The organism is Streptomyces sp. NPDC041814, assembly GCF_055590565.1.
Window position 1 is genome coordinate 395,558 of sequence record NZ_JBVJAM010000004.1, and the last position, 16,656, is coordinate 412,213.

A 16,656-nucleotide genomic window follows, 5' to 3' on the forward strand; every position below is an offset into this window, starting at 1 on the left:
GTGGGGTCCGACACCTCTGACCTGGAGTTGCTGAGATGCGCAAGGACGAACTCGCGGCGGCGCAGGCGTACGTCCGTTTACTGGAGGCCACCCGGGCGGCCCTGACCGACCCGGACGACGCCCCGTTGTACCTGCCGCTGCTGACGTCACCGATGGAGGAGGCGGACGGGGCGCTCCGGCGAGCGGGGTTCGCGGGCAACGAGACGCGGTTCTTCGAACTGGTCGGGTCGCTCAGGCCGAGCCTGACGAGCAGCGACCACTGAGAAGGCCGCCGGGGCGGCCCCGCCGGTAGCGCCTCAGCCGGATTCGGGGAGTGGCGCGAGGCCGAGTTCGCGGTCGCCGAGGGGCGCGAAGTGGCGGGCCACTTCCTCGTCGGTGACCTGGGCGAGCTCGGCCGGGTGCCAGCGGGGGTTGCGATCCTTGTCCACGATCTGGGCGCGGACGCCCTCCACCAGGTCAGGTCCCGCGAAGGCGGCGGTCGAGACCCGGAATTCCTGGTCGAGGACCGCTTCGAGCCCGCCGAGACGGCGCGCCCGGCGCACCGCTTCGAGCGTCACCTTGAGCGAGGTGGGCGCCTTGGCCAGGATGGTCGCCGCGGCCTGCTTGGCGGCCGGGTCCCCGTGGCCGGCGAGGCGGTCCACGATCTCCTCGACGGTGTCCGCCGCGTAGCAGGAGTCGATCCAGGCGCGGTGCCCTGCGAGCTCGCCGCCGGGGGCGGGGCGGGCGTGGTCCGCGACGGTCGCGGTGACGGCCTCGGGGGTTCCGCAGTCGGCCAGGGCGGCGACGAGCGGGGCGAGCCCTTCGGCGGGCACGAAGTGGTCGGCGAGTCCGCAGAGCAGTGCGTCGGCCGCGCCGACCGAATCGCCGGTGAGCGCGAGATGTGTGCCGAGTTCGCCGGGTGCGGCGCCCAGCAGGTACGTTCCGCCGACGTCCGGGACGAACCCGATGCCGGTCTCCGGCATGGCGACGCGGGAGCGCTCCGTGACGATCCGGACGGAGCCGTGGGCCGAGACTCCGACGCCGCCGCCCATCACGATGCCGTCCATAAGAGCGACGTACGGCTTGGGGAAGCGGGCGATCCGTGCGTTGAGCCGGTACTCGTCCCGCCAGAAGTCCAGCGAGCTGGTGCCCCCGGACAGGGCGTCGTCGCGGACGGCACGGATGTCGCCGCCCGCGCACAGGCCGCGCTCCCCCGCGCCGGTGAGCAGGACGGCGACGACGGACTCGTCGGCTTCGGCCGCGTCGAGCGCGTCGGCCATGAGCCGCACCATGGCGTGGTTGAGCGCGTTCAGGGCGCGGGGCCGGTTGAGCGTGAGATGGCGGACGCATCCCTCGGTGTGCAGCAGGACGGGGTCCTCGTGGTTCATGCGTGTGCTCCGCTCAGCCCGGGTGCCGTGCCGTCCGCCGGTCCGGGGACGGTGCTCGCCGCCATTGTGCTCGCGCCCTCCGGGCGCGGGCCGTGCGGGGTGGTCTCCGCTGTGGCAGCCGTGCCGGACCGGCCGGACAATTGAGGCACGCCGTACGGCGGACCCGCCGGACGATCCTCGGAGCTGGCATGACCGATCAGAACCGGCCGCCGGTCGTCCCGGGACGGCACGGCCGGCCGGAGGGCAGGACGCCGGTCGGCGAGACCGGTACGGCGGAGCGGCTCGCCATGAACCGGACGGGCAGCTTCGACTGGGACCTCGACGCCTGGACCCTGGACGTGGACGAGGCGGGGCTGCTGGTGTTCGGTCTGGACCCGGCCGCGTTCGACGCGCGCCCGGAGTCGCTGGCGGAGTTGCTGGACCCTGAGGAGCGTGCGCGGCTGGGTGTGGCGACCGACGAGGCACTGCAGGGTGCCGGCAGCTCGTACAGCGTCCATTTCCGGATTCCGCTCGCCGACGGCCGGGATCAGTGGACGCACGTCCAGGGGCGCATCCTGCGGGGCGAGGACGGGAGGGCGCGTCGGGTGATCGGTCTGGTGCGGGATGCGACGGCCGAGGTAACCCATTCGGACTTCGTGCTGGAGCTGGAAAAGCGCCGGCGCCGCCAGACCGACATCGTTGAACGCACAACGAGTGCCTTGTCGCGCGCGGTGACGGTGGACGATGTGACCGCCGCCCTGACCGGTCCCGGCGGTCTGGCGCGGCTGGGCGCGGACGGGCTGGCCCTCGGGCTGCTGGACAACGCGGCGCTGAACGTCATCGCGCTGAGCGGTGAGTCCCTTGAGGTCCTGGACGACCTGAGTTCGGGGCGGCTCGACCCGACCTATCCGCTGGCCGACACCGTGCTCAGCGGACGCCCCCGCTTCGTCGGTTCGCTGGCGGCGCTGACGCGGCGCTATCCGGTCCTGGAGCCGCACATGGGCCGGCTGAGGTTCCAGGCGGCGGCCTATCTGCCGCTCGTCGCCCAGGCGAGGACCCTCGGTGGCCTGGCCCTCTTCTACCGGCAGCGCACCGCCTTCACGGCCGACGAGCGCAATCTGTGCCTCGGCCTGGCCGCGATCGTCGCCCAGTCGCTTCAGCGGGCCAAGCTGTTCGACGAAGAGCGCGAGTTCGCGACCGGACTGCAGTCCGCGATGCTGCCGCGCCGCATCCATGACATCGAGGGCGGTGAGATCGCGGTCCGCTACCACGCGGCGTGGAGCGGCCGGCAGGTCGGCGGTGACTGGTACGACGTGATCGCCCTGCCCAAGGGGCGGTTCGGGATCGTGGTGGGCGACGTCCAGGGGCACGACACGCACGCGGCGGCGATCATGGGACAGCTCCGGATCGCGTTGCGCGCGTACGCCGCCGAAGGGCATCCGCCCTCGACGGTGCTGGCCCGCGCCTCGCGGTTCCTCGCCGAGCTGGACACGGACCGGTTCGCGACGTGCGCCTATGCCCAGGTCGATCTGGAGACCGGGACGGTCCGAGTGGTGCGGGCCGGCCATTTCGGGCCGCTGATCCGCCACATGGACGGCCGGGTCGGCAGCCCCCGGGTGCGTGGCGGCATGCCGCTGGGCATCTCGACCGACTTCGGCGACGAGGAGTATCCGGAGACCCGGCTCGACCTGGTGCCGGGCGAGACGCTGGTGCTGTACACCGACGGGCTGGTGGAGGAGCCGGGCGCCGACATCGACGCGGGGGTGCGCACCCTGATCACCGAAGTCAGCGCGGGACCGGCGGGCGCGGAGGCGCTGGCCGACCATCTGTCGGACCGGCTGTGGGAGCGGTGGGGCTCCGGTGACGACGTCGCGCTGCTGGTGCTGCGCCGCAGCCCCGACCCGGGGTCGCCGCGCGCGCCGCGACTCCACCAGTACATCCACCAGGCCGACCCGGAAGGGCTGTCCGAGGCGCGGACCATCGTGCGCCAGGCCCTGACCGACTGGGGCATGGCCGAACTGGCCGACGACGCCGAGCTGGTGACCGGGGAGCTGCTGGTGAACGTGCTGCTCCACACGGAGGGCGGGGCCGTCCTGACCCTGGAGGTGCTGCCCGAGCCGGTCCGCCGGGTGCGGCTGTCGGTGCAGGACCGCTCCAGCGCCTGGCCCCGCCGCCGGTCACCGGGCGAGACCGCGACGTCGGGCCGGGGGCTGCTGCTGCTGGACGCCGTCTCCACGCGCTGGGGCATCGAGCCGCGCGGCGAGGGCAAGGCGGTCTGGTGCGAGATCGGACCGGGCGCGCCGCCCACCACACCGCCCGTGCACCGGCACGCCGCGAAACCGCTCGGGCGCGGCCCGGGAGGCGGGGGCGAACAGCGGTGAGGGGCGCACCGCCACGTCGCGCGTGACGGTACGCCCCTCGACCCTGCCGCCCCTTCGCCGTTCCCGGCCGGGCGGCGGGGTTTACGTCAGTGCTGTGCGGTGCGGCGCTTGCGCACCGACCACATGATGCCGCCGCCGGCCAGCAGCACGGCCACCGCCGCGCCACCGATGATCGGCGTGGCGGACGACGAGCCGGTCTCGGCCAGGTCCGGCGAGCTGGGGCTCGGCGCCGCCGCGGCGGGCGTGGACGGCGAGGCGGTCTCGCTCGGCTTGTCACTCGGGCTGGGAGACGCCGTGGTGGGCTTCTCGGACGGCTTCGTCGCCGACGGGGTCGGAGTCGGCTTCGACGGCGGGGTGCCCTCACACACCGGCGCCTGCTTGGTGTCTTCCTTCGAGTACTGGTCGCCGTCCCCGGCCTTGACGACCAGGTAGACCGTCAGCGGCTGGTCGTGCTCCGGCAGCGCGAGCTTCTTCTCGAAGCTGTTACCGAACTTCTCCGTCGGCAGCAGGGTGTTGCCGTCGACGGTGACAGTCACCTCGTTGGTGACACCGGCGTTGTACTGGGTGAGGTGCAGGCTCACTTCGTCACAGGTCACGTCCCAGGTGGGGGTGTGAGCTGCGGCCGGACCGGCGGTGAGGACCGCGCCGGAGAGGCCGACCACCGTGGCGGCGGCGAGAGTTCCCGCTGCGCGCCACGATCTCCTGGGTATGGTCATGGAAATTTCCTCCGCAGATGTTTCGCGCCCGTATGGGCGGTGCAGCGCACAGTACTGCCCCCTTCGCTCCTGTGTGCACCCGCCCCAGAGCCATTTCCGCGTCACAACAGCTCCCACACCGATGCCCGTTGGGACATGCCGGACATGAGCCCGGGCCGCCCGGGCCGCCCCGGCCCACCGTCCCGCGTTCAGAGGCGGCGGTGCATGATGTGGAGCCCCACGAAGCCCTCGCCGGGGTGGTCGAACCCTTCGGGCAGGGTGCCCAGGATGTCGAAGCCCAGCGAGCGGTACAGCTTCACCGCAGCGGTGTTGGTCTCCACCACCGCGTTGAACTGCATGGCCCGGTACCCGGCCGTGCGCGCCCAGTCGATGCTGTACTCGCACAGGGCGCGCCCGACGCCGCGCCCCGAGTGCCGGGGGTCGACCATGTAACTGGCGCTGGCGATGTGCGACCCGTTGCCCATGTGGTTCTTGTTCATCTTCGCCGTACCGAGGACGGTCCCGTCGTCGGCGACCGCGACCACGGTCCGGTTGGGCGGCTTGAGCAGCCACCAGTCGGCCGCGTCCGCCTCCTGAAGGTCGAGGGGGTAGGTGAAGGTCTCGCCTGCGGCGACGATTTCGTGGAAGAACGGCCAGATGGCGGGCCAGTCCCCGGGGGTGGCTTCCCTGATCAGCATGGCGCACAGAATGCCTGGCCGGCGCAGCGATCACCAGCGTTTATCCGAAGCGCCCGGCCCGCCCCGTCCTGGTCGGCCCTCCGAGCCGGGCCCTTCGCCCTGCCCCGCGTACTCACCGGTCCGGCCCCCGGTCCTCCGGCGCCCGCCGGGCCGCGTCTCACGCGGCAGCCCGCGCTGCCGGGGCCGCCGGAGGCCCAGTCCCCGGGCCGCGCGCCCCCGCAACCGGGCCAGCAGCCGCGACGGGCCTCCGGGGCGGGCTCGCCCGCCGGGGCCTCCCCCCGGCCCCGAGGCCTCGGGGGCGGGCTCCGCCGGGTCCGGTCCCGGCTCGGCGGGTCCGCCCGGCGCGGCAGCCCTGTCAGGCACGGGGGGCCGCGCCGAGACAGCCGACCCGGCGAGCTCCCCGCCCCCGTCATCCGCCGGTCCGTCCCCCGGTCGTGGCGCCGGCCGCGCCTCCCGGGCGGCGTCCAGCTCGGTGATCAGGCTGATCCGGCGCCACAGGATCTCGTCCGGTTCGTCGGCGGGCATCAGCCGCGCCATCGCGTCGCGGCCGGCGACCGAGCCTCGTCGCCCGAACACCGCCTCCGGCCTGACCCGGGTGAGGTGGGCCCGCTCGTAGGGGTCGTCCACGATCTCCGCCAACTGGACCGGATCCAGCCCCTGGGCGACGATCGCCGCGCGCACCCATGGGTCGTCCGTAAGCGCCAGCAACCGCTCGATCCGTCGGGAGCGCCAGTTGCGCGGCCGCCAGTCGGACCCGGCATCCAGTCGGCTCCGCATCCAGGACGGGCTGTTGCCCACCAGGAGCTCCGGCGATCGGGAGGCGAACGCTTCGAGCTCCTGGGCGAGATAGACCCACACCACCGCGCGGTACCGGTTGAGGTAGAAGGCGACGGGTGTGAGGCATCCGGCCCGGGCGAGCCGGGTGAAGCGGACCGGGCTGACCCCGAGCAGCTGGGCCCCCTCGGCGGTCCCCACCGTGCGCACCCGGTCACGCAGCGCACCAGCGGTTCCCTCCTGTGCTCGCAGGCGGTCGATCTCCTCGCGGTCGATCCTGGGGCGGCCGTCCGGTCCGCTCCTCACCCGGACCGCACCCAGATACACGGCGAGGTCGAACTCGTTCCGCTTGAGGCCGAGTTCCGCAGCGGCGCGAGCCGCGCCGAAGGCAGACCCCGCATCGTCACGCCCGGTGCCGGGCACCGAGGTCCCTCCAGAACCGGAATCGCCCCCGAACACCCCGTTCTCCTGCCGCTCTGTCCTCGTCATGACGCCACTCCCCCGTGCGGTGCGATTACTCTCTGCAATCAGAGTAGTCCGGGAAAGCCAACCGCCGCCGAGCCTGTGGATAACTCCACGGACCCGGCGGCGGCCGGAAGTGCCAGGTACCTCAGAGCCGGTCGAGTCCGCCGGCCCCGTCCTGCCGTGAGTCCACACCGAGGTGCTGTCCCACCCTGTTGACGAGCAGCGTCATCTCGTACGCCACCTGACCGACGTCCGACTCCGCCTCACTCAGCACGCACAGGCAGCTGCCTTCCCCGGCCGCTGTCACGAAGAGCAGTGCCTCGTCGAACTCCACCATGGTCTGCCGGGCCTTTCCGGCTCGGAAGTGCCGGCCCGACCCACGGGCCAGGCTGTGCAGCCCCGACGAGACGGCCGCCAGATGCTCGGCGTCCTCACGGGCGAGCCCAGTGCTCGCACCGGTCACCAGACCGTCGTTCGACAACACCAGGGCGTGCCGTATGTGCGCCACCCGCTTGGTGAGATCGTCCAGGAGCCAGTCGAGTCCCCTGTCCATCGCCATTCTGTTTCCTCCCCGTTCACGCGTTCCCCGTGCCTCGCTCGTGGGCAAGCCTTGCGCACGGGTCACGCAGGGGCAAGCACCCCACTCCCGGCACAGGTCGGGAAGCGGCCACCTCCGCTCAGCCGTAGGAGAGGTTCTCGCACGGGTCGTCGTCCGCCGACCGAGCCTCGTCGGCGACCGCGGCCGGCACCTCCGGCGTGGCCGACGCGCCCTCGGGTGCGGCCGAGGGGTTGTCCGCGTAGTCCTGCCCGACAGTGACCTGGATGCCGCTTCCCGCGTCGGCGGACTCGGTGATCCGTGCGCCGGGGAAGAGTCGGGCCGTGCTGCGGGCCTCGTCCCGCAGGCCGGGGCCGTACGCGACGACGGTCGCGGAGCGGGTCTGGTCCTGCGCGGTGGCCGTGTTCGTGACGGTGAAGTCGTGTGCGCGCAGGAGCCCGGCCGCCCTGGCCGCGAGCCCGGGCACCGTGGTGCCGTTGTAGACGGCGACCTGGATGCCCGTACCCGAGACGGGGGGCGGTGAAGCCTTGGGGGACGCGGTGGCGACCGCCTTGGCGTCGAGGGGCCGGTCGCCCTTCAGCGCGGCCCACAGCGCGTCTGCATCAGGTTCCACGACGGCGACGCGCTCGCCCTCGTAGCGCCACGGAACGGTGACGAACTTGGTGTTGTGCAGGTCGATGTTCTTCATCGAGAGGGCGAAGGAGAGCAGCTTGTCTGCCGAGCCGAGTCCGGGGTCGACGGTCATCGCGTCGGTGGCCGCGTCGGCCAGCGGCAGGAGGGTCGTGGGATTCATGCCGCGCGACTTGATCTTCTTGACGAGGGAGGCGACGAATGCCTGCTGCCGTTTGATCCGCCCTATGTCGGAACCGTCACCGATGCCGTGGCGCAACCGTACGTAGTCGAGGGCGCGTTGGCCCGAAACCGTCTGCGGACCCTTCTCGAAGACGAGGGTGCCACGGGTCGTCCGCTTGGGGTTCAGGTCGCGCTGGTACACGTCGTTCGGCAGGCACACCGGCACTCCGCCGACGGCGGAGGTCAGCGCGGAGAACCCCGCGAAGTCGATGACGACGGTGTGGTCGACGCGCAGTCCGGTCAGCTGCTCTACGGTGTTCTGGGTGCAGGCCGGGTTGCCCTCGACGGTCTCCCCCACCGAGAACGCTCCGTTGAACTGACTGTGGTGGCGCGGGGCGGTCCAACTTCCGTCGGGCTTCCGGCAGGCCGGGATGTCGACCATGGCGTCTCGGGGGACCGATACGGCCACGGCATGTTTACGATCGGCGTAGACATGCAGCAGGAGCACGGTGTCCGAGCGGCCGACCTCACCGGTGGCTCCGGCCAGCCCCTTGTTCTTGCCCGAGCGGGTGTCGGACCCGATGACGAGGACGTTCTGCCCACCGGAGGAGCCGGGCGGCCGGTCTCCGGAGACGCCGTCGGCACTGAACGTGTCGATGCTGCCGGTGAGTTTCAGATACCCCCAGCCGATCCCGGCGACCAGCAGGACGAGGAAGGACAGCGCGGACACCGCCGTCCGCCGCAGTCGGCTCCCCCTCCTTCCTGCCCCTGTCGCTCTGTTCGTGCTTGCCATGGGCCACCCCGTTCGTACGGCTGCCGCGCGGGGACGCCTCCCGGCGGCGCCCGTACGGTCGTGCAGTTGTGCGGTTTTCTGGTCGTGACGTGCGATGACTTCGTGCGCCCCGGACCTGACCATCGTCAGTCCGATGCCCTCTCCCCACAGGGCCACGAGAAATTTTGACCGGAAGACACCGAAGCCGGCGGGTCGAAGGGCGTCTTCCCCGCCCGCGCTGCGATGAATCGGACCGGACACCATCCGCGCCCTGGGCAAAACCTCGCGTTTCCTGAAGAGTGAGGGGACAGCCGCCGTCCGTTCCGGGCGACGGCCGGACAGCGGCCCGCCGGCACGTGCGGGGCGCGGTCGGTGAACCACTGGATCATTGGAGGAAGTTCATGGGTGTGACCCTGGCCAAGGGCGGCAACGTCTCCTTGTCGAAGGAGGCGCCCGGCCTGACCGCGGTGACGGTCGGCCTGGGCTGGGACGTACGCACGACGACGGGGGCCGACTACGACCTCGACGCCAGTGCGCTGCTGTGCGCGGATCACGGAAAGGTGGTCTCCGACCTGCACTTCGTCTTCTACAACAACCTCAACAGCCCGGACGGCTCCGTCCAGCACACCGGGGACAACCTGACGGGTGAGGGCGAGGGCGACGACGAGTCCATCAACGTGAACCTGTCGGCGGTACCCGCCGATATCGCGAAGATAGTCTTCCCCGTCTCCATCCATGACGCGCAGAGCCGTGGGCAGAGTTTCGGCCAGGTGCGCAACGCGTTCATCCGTGTCGTGAACCAGGCCAATGGTGTCGAGCTCGCCCGGTACGACCTCAGTGAGGACGCTTCGACGGAGACCGCGATGGTGTTCGGCGAGCTGTACCGGCACGGCGGCGAGTGGAAGTTCCGTGCGGTCGGCCAGGGATACGCCTCCGGCCTGGCGGGTATCGCGAAGGACTTCGGCGTGAACGTCTGAGGGCGACCGCCCCACCGGCCCGGCTCCGCGTCCGCGGTGGCCGGGCCGGCGACGTCCGGGCGGCCGTCAGCCGGAGCGCGACGGCTCACCTTCGCGCGCGGTACGACTGATGGCGCTCGGCCACCATGCCCTGGGACCGATGTCCACGACCAGCGCGGGCGCCAGCAGCGACCGCACCACCAGCGTGTCCATCAGGACGCCGAAGGCCACGATGAACGCGATCTGCGCGAGGAAGGCGAGCGGGATCACGATGAGCGCGGCGAAGGTGGCCGCCAGCACCACGCCCGCCGACGTGATGACGCCGCCGGTGCTCACCAGGCCCCGCAGCATGCCCTGACGCGCTCCGTGTTCCAGCGCCTCCTCACGGACCCGCGACATCAGGAAGATGTTGTAGTCGACGCCGAGGGCCACCAGGAACACGAATCCGTACAGGGGCACCGAGGCATCCGTACCGCTGAAGCCGAAGGCGTGCTCGAAGACCAGGGCCGAGACGCCGAGGGTCGCCAGGAAGTTGAGGCCGACGGTGGCCACCAGCAGCACCGGCACCAGGACCGACCGCAGCAGGCCGATCAGAATCAGCAGGATGATGACGAGCACCACGGGAACGATGATGTTCCGGTCGCGCTCGGCCGTGCGCTGGGTGTCGTACTGCTGTGCCGTGTAGCCGCCGACGAGCGCGTCCGCCCCGGGTACGGCATGGACGGCGGTACGCAGACGCTTGACGGTCTCCGTCGCCGCCTCGCTGTCCGCGGCGTCCTTCAGGGTGACGTCGACGCGCACCCGGCCGTCGACCACGAGCGGCTCGCCCCCGCCGGGCCGGCCCGAAGCCGTGACGGGCGCGGCGGAGGCCACCCCGGGGGTCCCCTCGGCGGCCTCGGTCACCTCGTCGGCCCTGTCGGCGGCGGCGATGACGACGGCCGGGTTCCCTGAGCCGCCCGGAAAGTGCTTGCTCAGCGTGGCCTGGGCGGAGACCGAGGGAGCGTCGTTCACGAAGATCTCGTCCAGCGGGACGCCGTGGGACTTCAGGGTGGGGGCGAACGCGGCGCAGGCGACCAGGAGGACCGCGCAGGAGAGCCACACCTTGCGCGGCGCCCCGTCGACGCGCGCGGCGACCCGGCGCCAGATGCCGTGGCCGCCGGTCGCCTCGTCCACGGGGCGCGGCTTGGCCGGCCAGTAAGCCGCCCGCCCGCACAGCACCAGCACGGCGGGCAGGAAGGTCATCGTGCTCAGCACCGCGCAGACGATGCCGATCGCGCCGACGGGTCCCAGCGCCCGGTTGTTCGTCAGGTCGCTGAGCAGCAGCGCGAGCAGCCCGAGCGCCACGGTGGCGGCACTCGCGACGATAGCGCCGAAGGAGCGGCGGAGGGCCGCACGGGCGGCTGTCGTCCGGTCGCCGTGGACCGCGAGTTCCTCCCGGAAGCGCGCGGTCAGCAGGAGCGCGTAGTCGGTGGCCGCGCCGATCACCAGGATCGACAGGATGCCCTGGACCTGGCCGTCCACGAGGACGACGTCGTGGTCCGCGAGGACGTAGACGATGGCGCAGGCCAGCGCGAGGGCGAAGACGGCACTGATGATGATGAGGAAGGGCAGCAGCACACTGCGGTAGACCAGCAGCAGGATCACGAGGACGGCGGCGAGCGCCACCCCCAGGAGGAGCCCGTCGATCCCGGCGAACGCGTCCTTGAGGTCGGCCTGGGTGGCCGCGGGTCCGGCGATCTCGGCGCTCGTGCCCGCCACCGAACCGGCCGCTTCGCGCACCGCGTCCAGCGTGTCCGGCAGCTCGTCTCCGAGGTCGGAGCGCAGTTGCACGACGCCCGACAGGGCTTCGCCGTCCTCGGACGGCAGCGCGGGTGACGGTGTGCCGACCACGCCGGGCTTCCCGGCCAGGGACGCCAGCGCGCGGGTCGCGGACGCGCGGGCGCCGTCCGGGAGCGCCCCGCCGTCGCCGGTCCAGACGACGATCGCGGGCACGGTCCCGGACCGCTGGAACGCCTTCTGTTCGTCCGCGACCTGGGTCGACTCGGCGCTGCGCGGCAGGAACGCCGCCCGGTCGTTGGTCGCCACCTCGCCGAGCTTTCCGGCGTACGGGCCGAGTGCCCCGCCGATTCCGAGCCAGACGACGAGCAGTGCTACGGGAACGAGCCAGCGGGCGATGCGGTGCCTCGGTGGGGGCTTCATTGCTTCCTCAGGGATCGACACATGACACTCATGACCCGAAGTCTCTCGGTCATTCATTATCTCAATGATCAAGAGATATTACTGTAGAGGCATGCGCATCGCAGACGAGAGCCCGGACAGAGGTACGGACGCCGGGCCCACGAGCCTCCAGTCGTTCGCTGTACTGCTGCGCCGCATGAACAGTGAGTTCAACCGCATCGCACATGAATTCGCCCAGGCCCAGGGCCTGCACCCGACGGATATGCAGGCCCTGGTCGCCATCCTCGACGCGGACCGGGGCGACGGCGGCCTGGCCATGACGCCGGGGCGGCTGCGTGAACAGCTGAATCTCACCTCCGGGGCGGTGACCGCGTGTCTGGACCGGCTGGAACGCGCGGGACACATCCGACGGGTGCGGGACAGCAGCGACCGGCGAGTGGTGCATCTTCACTACGCGGCCGCCGCGAAACACGTGGCCCGAGACTTCTTCAAGCCGCTGGCGACGGGCACGGAAGCGGCGCGCACGCAGTTCGCAGAAGACGAGCTGCGTGTCGTGATCCGCTTTCTGCAGGCGATGAACGAGGAGCTGGCCCAGCTGCGCCGCACCGGCCCAGGGGCTTAGGGCGCGAGATCCCGGACCGGGCAGCCGCGCACCCCTGGGGTGGGGAACGTGCCCAGGGCCGCCACCTCGTACCCGTCCGGGTAGCCCTTGATCTCGGGGTTCTGCCGTGCGTAGTGCGGTGTGGTGCGCGGCGGCAGCAGGCGTACGGCGCGGGCGCGCAGTCGCAGCGCGCCCCGGGTCAGACTCCGGGCCAGGGGCGCCGGGCGCTCGTAACGGAAAGCACGCAACAGCGAGTCGTCCAGGAGCGCGAGGCTCGCGCCGCGTACCAGCGGTGCGAGAGGGCGGGGGTACCAGGACGCCATCAGGTCCAGCGTGGCGTCGGAGACCGAGCGCGCGCCCTCGTCCCAGCCGAAGTGCGCGTCCTCGTAGGTGTCGAGGGTGCGCTCGAAGTCCTCGTACGTCTCCGGCAGGTCCTTGATGCCCATGCGGGCGCCGAGCGTCCTGTAGTACGCGGCGAACGCGCGCAGCTCGTGGTCGCAGAGCCGGCGCCAGCCGTAGGCGTCGAGCCACCGCTTCGGGGTGACGACGAAGGTGCACAGGACGTAGCGCATGTCGTCGTTGCTGATGTCGTAGGCGGCGTGCATCCGGTTGATCCGGCGGACGGCGGTGCGCCCCGGGTCGCTGTCGAAGCCGTGCTCCACCACGGTGTCCAGGAGGAGCGCGGTGTCGTCGTACCGCTTCTGCGTACGGTCCGTCAGTTCCGCTGTCTCAGCGAGGAGACGGCCGATGCTGGGGACGGCATAGGTGCGGTAGAGGGCGAGTTCGAGAGCGCGGGTGATGTCCCACGGAAACTCACGGGTGACGGTGATCCGGTAGATCTCCAGGAAGTCCCGCTCCGGATCGAGGCGTTGGATCTCCTTCAGCCGGTCGTAACGCTTCACCGCACCGCCCCGCTTGTCCGAGTCGAGTGTCCCAGCCTACGTCCGGGGGCAAGACGCTGAGTACGCGCGACGCACGCGCGGCGACGTGTTGACGGAAGGCGGGGTTCCCCCATGACCGCGATATTCGGTGTCCTGCGCAGAGCCGTGACCACGGGACGCGGGGGAGGCCGCCCGGCGGCGGCTCCCGCACCGGCCGGCCGCAGGCAGCACAACCTGTTCGAGGCTGCGGCCGTGTTCGTCGCGGCGTCGGCCGAGGACGACGAGGAGCGGATGGACGAGGCGAGCGCCTGGGTGTCGCCGGAGCAGCTCTCCTTCGGCGTCAGCGAGCTGGCGTGCCGGGCGGTGATCGCGCTGGCCCGTGAACGGAACGAATCGCCGCAGGTGGTGGCGCGGCAACTGCTCGGCCTGTCCGACGCCTGATCCGGGCGGGTCCGGGAACACGTCTGTGGGACATCCGTCCTTGTCAGGGCCTCGACGGCGGGGTTACCCGCTGGTTAGGGTGCGCCGACGGAATCCATGACGGACGAGGAGAACGCAGTGACCGGGACGGACGACGCGGTCGCCGACGACGACGCGCTGTATGTGCTGACCGCGATCCTGCTGACGCCCGCGCAGTTCCCCAGCGTGCTCGGCGACGACTATCCGGCGGCGTGCGCCGCGCTGGGCCTTGAGCCGTACGCCGAGGGGTACGGGCTGGTCCTGGGCCAGGACTCCGACGGCGCCCGGTGGACCGTCGTCGTGGACGACGTGTCCCTGGTGGCGGTGGCCATCGCGTCGTGGGACTGCGGCATGGAGTACGACCTGTCGCCGGACGACGGCTCGGTGGTCTGCGCGCTCCCCGGCTGGCCGCTCGCCGTGGCCGTCGCCGCGCCGGGGGTTCCCGCCCCGCACGATCCGGAGCCCGATCCGGAGGCGGACGGCGAGGGCCCGGCGCCCCTGTCGCCTCCCGACACCGACGTGTGGGGGCCCGCCCAGCGCCGCCTGGGCGCGGACGCCATCGCCTCGCAGTGGGCCGCCTGGCGTGAACAGATGGACGAGGCGACGGACTCCGCCCCGGAGAGCGGGACGGCCGCGGAGGGGGACGACGCGGAGGCCGCCGGCGAAGACGCGGTGGCTGCGGAAGAGGCCACGGCTCCCGGCGCCGGAGCCACCGGCTCCACCCCCGCCCCGGACGACGCACCGCAGGCATCGCCCAACGGCCCGCACCCCGGCATCCGGCGGGCTCTGGCCCAGGCACGCGGCTATCTGGACGATCCGCCGCCCCCGGGCCGCGTCCGGTCCTCCTTCGCGCCCGGGGATGCCCGGATGATCCGGGCCGACGGCCCCGGCTGGTCCATGGTGGCCAGGACCGACGACATCGCCTTCCTGCTCCTGGATGAGGTCCCGGGCGAGATCCTGCCCGTGCGGCGCGGGCCCGAGCTGCCCGGTCTCCTCACGGCCCTGGACGCGATGGCCGTACGCCCCCTCTGACCGCTGCGGGACGCCCGCCGACAGGGCCGGAGGGGGGAAGCACCGGATCCGGAGGGTGTCAGACGCGTTCGAGCGGCCGGTGCGGCTCGGCCGGGAGCTCGATCCTGACCGGGTCTCCGGGCCTGACCACGCCACCGACAGTGACGACGCTCATGATGCCGGCCTTGCGGACGATGTTGCCCGCTTCGTCGCGGCCGACGCACTGCTTGAGGAGGCCGCCCTGGAAGTCGTCGATCTGCATGCACGGATTGCGCAGCCCGGTCACCTCGACGACCGCCTCCTCACCGAGATGCAGCAGGGTGCCGACGGGCAGAGCCAGCAGATCGATCCCGCGGGTCGTTATGTTCTCCCCGATGTCGCCCGGCGACACCTGGAAGCCCAGCGCACGGACCTCATCGAACAGTTCCTCATGAATGAGGTGGACCTGGCGCAGGTTCGGCTGGGTGGGGTCCTGGGCGACGCGGGAGCGGTGCCTGACCGTGGCCCCCGCGTGCACATCGCCCTCCACGCCGAGGCCGGCGAGCAGGGTGACGCTGTCGCGGTTCGGCTTGGTGAAGCTGTAGGTCTCGTTCCTGCTGACGGCTGTCACGGTGCCACTCACAATGGATACCCCTCTCGGCGGGCGGCCCTCAACGGCCGATCTCCTTGCGCGTGATCCTACGGAGCCGTCGGCGTTGGCCGGGGTCCAGGGCGAGATACGCGAGCGTGGGCACTCCGACCAGCACGAGCAGGGACAGCCAGAACCCGATGAAGGGCATCAGGACGACCGCGACGACGACTCCCCCGATGGCGATCTTGGCGCTGTTCGACATCGTCCGTACCTCCTCCGCGACCCGAGGCCGCCTCTGATGGTGAGAACGTCCGCGCGCCCTCATCGGTTCCTGGTTCCCGGTGACCGGTGCGCGGAGCGCACCGGTCACCGCAGCGGCGCACCGACCTCGTGCATGTGGGTGAGCGCCTGCCGGTAGGACTCGACCGGCCCGGTCTCCGCGTACGGCAGGCCGACGGCCTCGCAGTGGGCCCTGACCATGGGCTGGACGAGGCGCAGGTGCGGCCGGGGCATGCTCGGGAAGAGATGGTGCTCGATCTGGTAGTTGAGGCCGCCGAGGAGCCAGTCGGTGAGGGCCGCTCCGCGCACGTTGCGCGAGGTGAGGACCTGGCGCCGCAGGTGGTCCCAGCGGTCACCGTCGGGGTCGGGCATCTCCATGCCCTTGTGGTTCGGGGCGAAGGACATACCGAGGTGGAGTCCGAAGAGCGCGTGGTGCACGAGCGCGAAGACGAGCGCCTTCCCCGGGGACATGATGGTGAGCAGCAGGGCGGCGTAGAGGCCGAGGTGCGCGGTGAGCAGGAAGGCGGACAGGACTCGCTCGCGCGGGGACTGCCGCTTCAGGTACTGGAATCCGGAGACCTTGAGCGCGATGCCTTCGAGGAGCAGCATCGGGAAGAACAGCCGGGCCTGGTTGCGGGTGAGCCAGCGGGCGAATCCCTCGCGCTGGGCCGCCTGCTTCTGGGTCCAGACGAGGGCGCCCACACCGACATCGGGGTCCTTGTCGATGTGGTTGGGATTGGCGTGGTGGCGTACGTGCTTGTCGTTCCACCACGCCTCGTTCATGCCGAGAAGCAGGTTGCCGTGGACGAGACCGATCACACGGCTCACCTTGCGGTTCCCGGTGATCTGGGCGTGCCCCGCGTCGTGTCCCACGAATGCGGTGCGGGCCCAGAGAACCGCCAGGGGCAGGGCGAGCGCCAGCACCCACCAGGTGTTGCCCAGGAGGACGATGCCGGTGACCACGGCCGCCAGGGCAAGGAGGTTGACGGTGATACTGACGGCGTACCAGCCGGTGCGCCGTTCGAGAAGTCCTTGCGCCTTGACGTCACGCAGCAGTGGCGCGAAGTCGCTTCCTGGGCTTCGGGCGCCGTCCCGCGTGCGTTCCGCTGCGGCAAGAATGGCCTGGGGCATGGTGTCTCCGGTCTCGAATCCGCTCCGACCTCAGGAAACGTACGGTTCACGGGGTACTCGGAACCATGGCGCCACCACCCGAGGCATGGTGGTGCCAGCCCCTCCCGGAG

The 16,656-nt window shown here is 71.5% G+C and carries 17 protein-coding genes; 6 read left to right on the plus strand and 11 right to left on the minus strand.

Going from position 1 to position 16,656, the window contains the following annotated elements; genetic code table 11:
* Positions 1–35 precede the first annotated feature (35 nt).
* Positions 36–263, plus strand: coding sequence for a hypothetical protein (locus tag ACZ6C6_RS14255; RefSeq protein ID WP_469202490.1), 228 nt, complete (start codon positions 36–38; stop codon positions 261–263).
* A 33-nt stretch (positions 264–296) separates the two neighbouring features.
* On the opposite strand, the gene ACZ6C6_RS14260 is transcribed toward ACZ6C6_RS14255, so the two are convergent.
* On the minus strand, positions 297–1,367 hold the full coding sequence (locus ACZ6C6_RS14260; RefSeq protein WP_469202492.1) for an enoyl-CoA hydratase/isomerase family protein: 1,071 nt from the start codon (positions 1,365–1,367) through the stop codon (positions 297–299).
* A 188-nt stretch (positions 1,368–1,555) separates the two neighbouring features.
* Here ACZ6C6_RS14260 and ACZ6C6_RS14265 point away from each other — a divergent pair, with 188 nt between their 5' ends.
* Complete coding sequence (locus tag ACZ6C6_RS14265) at positions 1,556–3,727, plus strand: SpoIIE family protein phosphatase (RefSeq protein ID WP_469202494.1); 2,172 nt, start codon at positions 1,556–1,558, stop codon at positions 3,725–3,727.
* An 86-nt stretch (positions 3,728–3,813) separates the two neighbouring features.
* On the opposite strand, the gene ACZ6C6_RS14270 is transcribed toward ACZ6C6_RS14265, so the two are convergent.
* From ACZ6C6_RS14270 to ACZ6C6_RS14290, 5 genes are all read right to left on the minus strand, one after another.
* On the minus strand, positions 3,814–4,443 hold the full coding sequence (locus ACZ6C6_RS14270) for an LAETG motif-containing sortase-dependent surface protein (RefSeq protein WP_469202496.1): 630 nt from the start codon (positions 4,441–4,443) through the stop codon (positions 3,814–3,816).
* Between the two features lie 188 nt (positions 4,444–4,631).
* Positions 4,632–5,120, minus strand: a complete 489-nt coding sequence (locus ACZ6C6_RS14275) for a GNAT family N-acetyltransferase (protein ID WP_469202498.1) — start codon at positions 5,118–5,120, stop codon at positions 4,632–4,634.
* Positions 5,121–5,150: 30 nt separating this feature from the next.
* On the minus strand, positions 5,151–6,383 hold the full coding sequence (locus ACZ6C6_RS14280; protein WP_469202500.1) for a DUF6397 family protein: 1,233 nt from the start codon (positions 6,381–6,383) through the stop codon (positions 5,151–5,153).
* A 121-nt stretch (positions 6,384–6,504) separates the two neighbouring features.
* A complete protein-coding gene (locus ACZ6C6_RS14285; protein WP_469202502.1) occupies positions 6,505–6,918 on the minus strand; it encodes a roadblock/LC7 domain-containing protein in 414 nt (137 codons plus the stop codon).
* Positions 6,919–7,036: 118 nt separating this feature from the next.
* Positions 7,037–8,500 carry an LCP family protein gene (locus ACZ6C6_RS14290; protein WP_469202504.1) on the minus strand — a complete coding sequence of 488 codons (1,464 nt, stop codon included), beginning with the start codon at positions 8,498–8,500 and terminating at the stop codon, positions 7,037–7,039.
* Between the two features lie 380 nt (positions 8,501–8,880).
* Here ACZ6C6_RS14290 and ACZ6C6_RS14295 point away from each other — a divergent pair, with 380 nt between their 5' ends.
* The gene (locus ACZ6C6_RS14295; protein ID WP_161210401.1) at positions 8,881–9,456 is read left to right on the plus strand and encodes a TerD family protein; all 576 of its coding nucleotides are present in this window, start codon (positions 8,881–8,883) and stop codon (positions 9,454–9,456) included.
* Positions 9,457–9,522: 66 nt separating this feature from the next.
* On the opposite strand, the gene ACZ6C6_RS14300 is transcribed toward ACZ6C6_RS14295, so the two are convergent.
* Positions 9,523–11,634: an MMPL family transporter gene (locus ACZ6C6_RS14300; protein WP_469202507.1), complete on the minus strand. Its 2,112-nt coding sequence runs from the start codon at positions 11,632–11,634 to the stop codon at positions 9,523–9,525.
* A 91-nt stretch (positions 11,635–11,725) separates the two neighbouring features.
* On the opposite strand from ACZ6C6_RS14300, the gene ACZ6C6_RS14305 reads away from it, so the two are divergent.
* Positions 11,726–12,235, plus strand: coding sequence for a MarR family winged helix-turn-helix transcriptional regulator (locus ACZ6C6_RS14305; protein ID WP_469202509.1), 510 nt, complete (start codon positions 11,726–11,728; stop codon positions 12,233–12,235).
* Here the strand turns inward: ACZ6C6_RS14305 and ACZ6C6_RS14310 are convergent.
* Positions 12,232–13,116: an oxygenase MpaB family protein gene (locus tag ACZ6C6_RS14310; RefSeq protein ID WP_469202511.1), complete on the minus strand. Its 885-nt coding sequence runs from the start codon at positions 13,114–13,116 to the stop codon at positions 12,232–12,234. The genes ACZ6C6_RS14305 and ACZ6C6_RS14310 overlap by 4 nt on opposite strands.
* A gap of 111 nt (positions 13,117–13,227) precedes the next feature.
* Between ACZ6C6_RS14310 and ACZ6C6_RS14315 the strand changes: the two genes are divergently transcribed.
* Positions 13,228–13,536: a hypothetical protein gene (locus tag ACZ6C6_RS14315; RefSeq protein ID WP_469202513.1), complete on the plus strand. Its 309-nt coding sequence runs from the start codon at positions 13,228–13,230 to the stop codon at positions 13,534–13,536.
* A 117-nt stretch (positions 13,537–13,653) separates the two neighbouring features.
* Complete coding sequence (locus ACZ6C6_RS14320) at positions 13,654–14,586, plus strand: hypothetical protein (protein WP_469202709.1); 933 nt, start codon at positions 13,654–13,656, stop codon at positions 14,584–14,586.
* A gap of 58 nt (positions 14,587–14,644) precedes the next feature.
* Here the strand turns inward: ACZ6C6_RS14320 and ACZ6C6_RS14325 are convergent, their stop codons facing one another.
* The 3 genes from ACZ6C6_RS14325 to ACZ6C6_RS14335 form a co-directional block, all read right to left on the minus strand.
* On the minus strand, positions 14,645–15,175 hold the full coding sequence (locus tag ACZ6C6_RS14325) for an MOSC domain-containing protein (RefSeq protein ID WP_469202515.1): 531 nt from the start codon (positions 15,173–15,175) through the stop codon (positions 14,645–14,647).
* Between the two features lie 40 nt (positions 15,176–15,215).
* The gene (locus ACZ6C6_RS14330) at positions 15,216–15,398 is read right to left on the minus strand and encodes a hypothetical protein (RefSeq protein ID WP_164399881.1); all 183 of its coding nucleotides are present in this window, start codon (positions 15,396–15,398) and stop codon (positions 15,216–15,218) included.
* A 104-nt stretch (positions 15,399–15,502) separates the two neighbouring features.
* Positions 15,503–16,546: a fatty acid desaturase family protein gene (locus ACZ6C6_RS14335; protein ID WP_469202518.1), complete on the minus strand. Its 1,044-nt coding sequence runs from the start codon at positions 16,544–16,546 to the stop codon at positions 15,503–15,505.
* Between the last annotated feature and the right edge of the window lie 110 nt (positions 16,547–16,656).

Excerpts from the sequence above, each read along its gene's own strand:
- ACZ6C6_RS14255 (WP_469202490.1), top strand. The coding sequence starts at position 36 with ATGCGCAAGGACGAACTCGCGGCGGCGCAGGCGTACGTCCGTTTACTG.
- ACZ6C6_RS14260 (WP_469202492.1), bottom strand. The coding sequence starts at position 1,367 with ATGAACCACGAGGACCCCGTCCTGCTGCACACCGAGGGATGCGTCCGC.
- ACZ6C6_RS14265 (WP_469202494.1), top strand. The coding sequence starts at position 1,556 with ATGACCGATCAGAACCGGCCGCCGGTCGTCCCGGGACGGCACGGCCGG.
- ACZ6C6_RS14270 (WP_469202496.1), bottom strand. The coding sequence starts at position 4,443 with ATGACCATACCCAGGAGATCGTGGCGCGCAGCGGGAACTCTCGCCGCC.
- ACZ6C6_RS14275 (WP_469202498.1), bottom strand. The coding sequence starts at position 5,120 with ATGCTGATCAGGGAAGCCACCCCCGGGGACTGGCCCGCCATCTGGCCG.
- ACZ6C6_RS14280 (WP_469202500.1), bottom strand. The coding sequence starts at position 6,383 with ATGACGAGGACAGAGCGGCAGGAGAACGGGGTGTTCGGGGGCGATTCC.
- ACZ6C6_RS14285 (WP_469202502.1), bottom strand. The coding sequence starts at position 6,918 with ATGGCGATGGACAGGGGACTCGACTGGCTCCTGGACGATCTCACCAAG.
- ACZ6C6_RS14290 (WP_469202504.1), bottom strand. The coding sequence starts at position 8,500 with ATGGCAAGCACGAACAGAGCGACAGGGGCAGGAAGGAGGGGGAGCCGA.
- ACZ6C6_RS14295 (WP_161210401.1), top strand. The coding sequence starts at position 8,881 with ATGGGTGTGACCCTGGCCAAGGGCGGCAACGTCTCCTTGTCGAAGGAG.
- ACZ6C6_RS14300 (WP_469202507.1), bottom strand. The coding sequence starts at position 11,634 with ATGAAGCCCCCACCGAGGCACCGCATCGCCCGCTGGCTCGTTCCCGTA.
- ACZ6C6_RS14305 (WP_469202509.1), top strand. The coding sequence starts at position 11,726 with ATGCGCATCGCAGACGAGAGCCCGGACAGAGGTACGGACGCCGGGCCC.
- ACZ6C6_RS14315 (WP_469202513.1), top strand. The coding sequence starts at position 13,228 with ATGACCGCGATATTCGGTGTCCTGCGCAGAGCCGTGACCACGGGACGC.
- ACZ6C6_RS14330 (WP_164399881.1), bottom strand. The coding sequence starts at position 15,398 with ATGTCGAACAGCGCCAAGATCGCCATCGGGGGAGTCGTCGTCGCGGTC.
- ACZ6C6_RS14335 (WP_469202518.1), bottom strand. The coding sequence starts at position 16,546 with ATGCCCCAGGCCATTCTTGCCGCAGCGGAACGCACGCGGGACGGCGCC.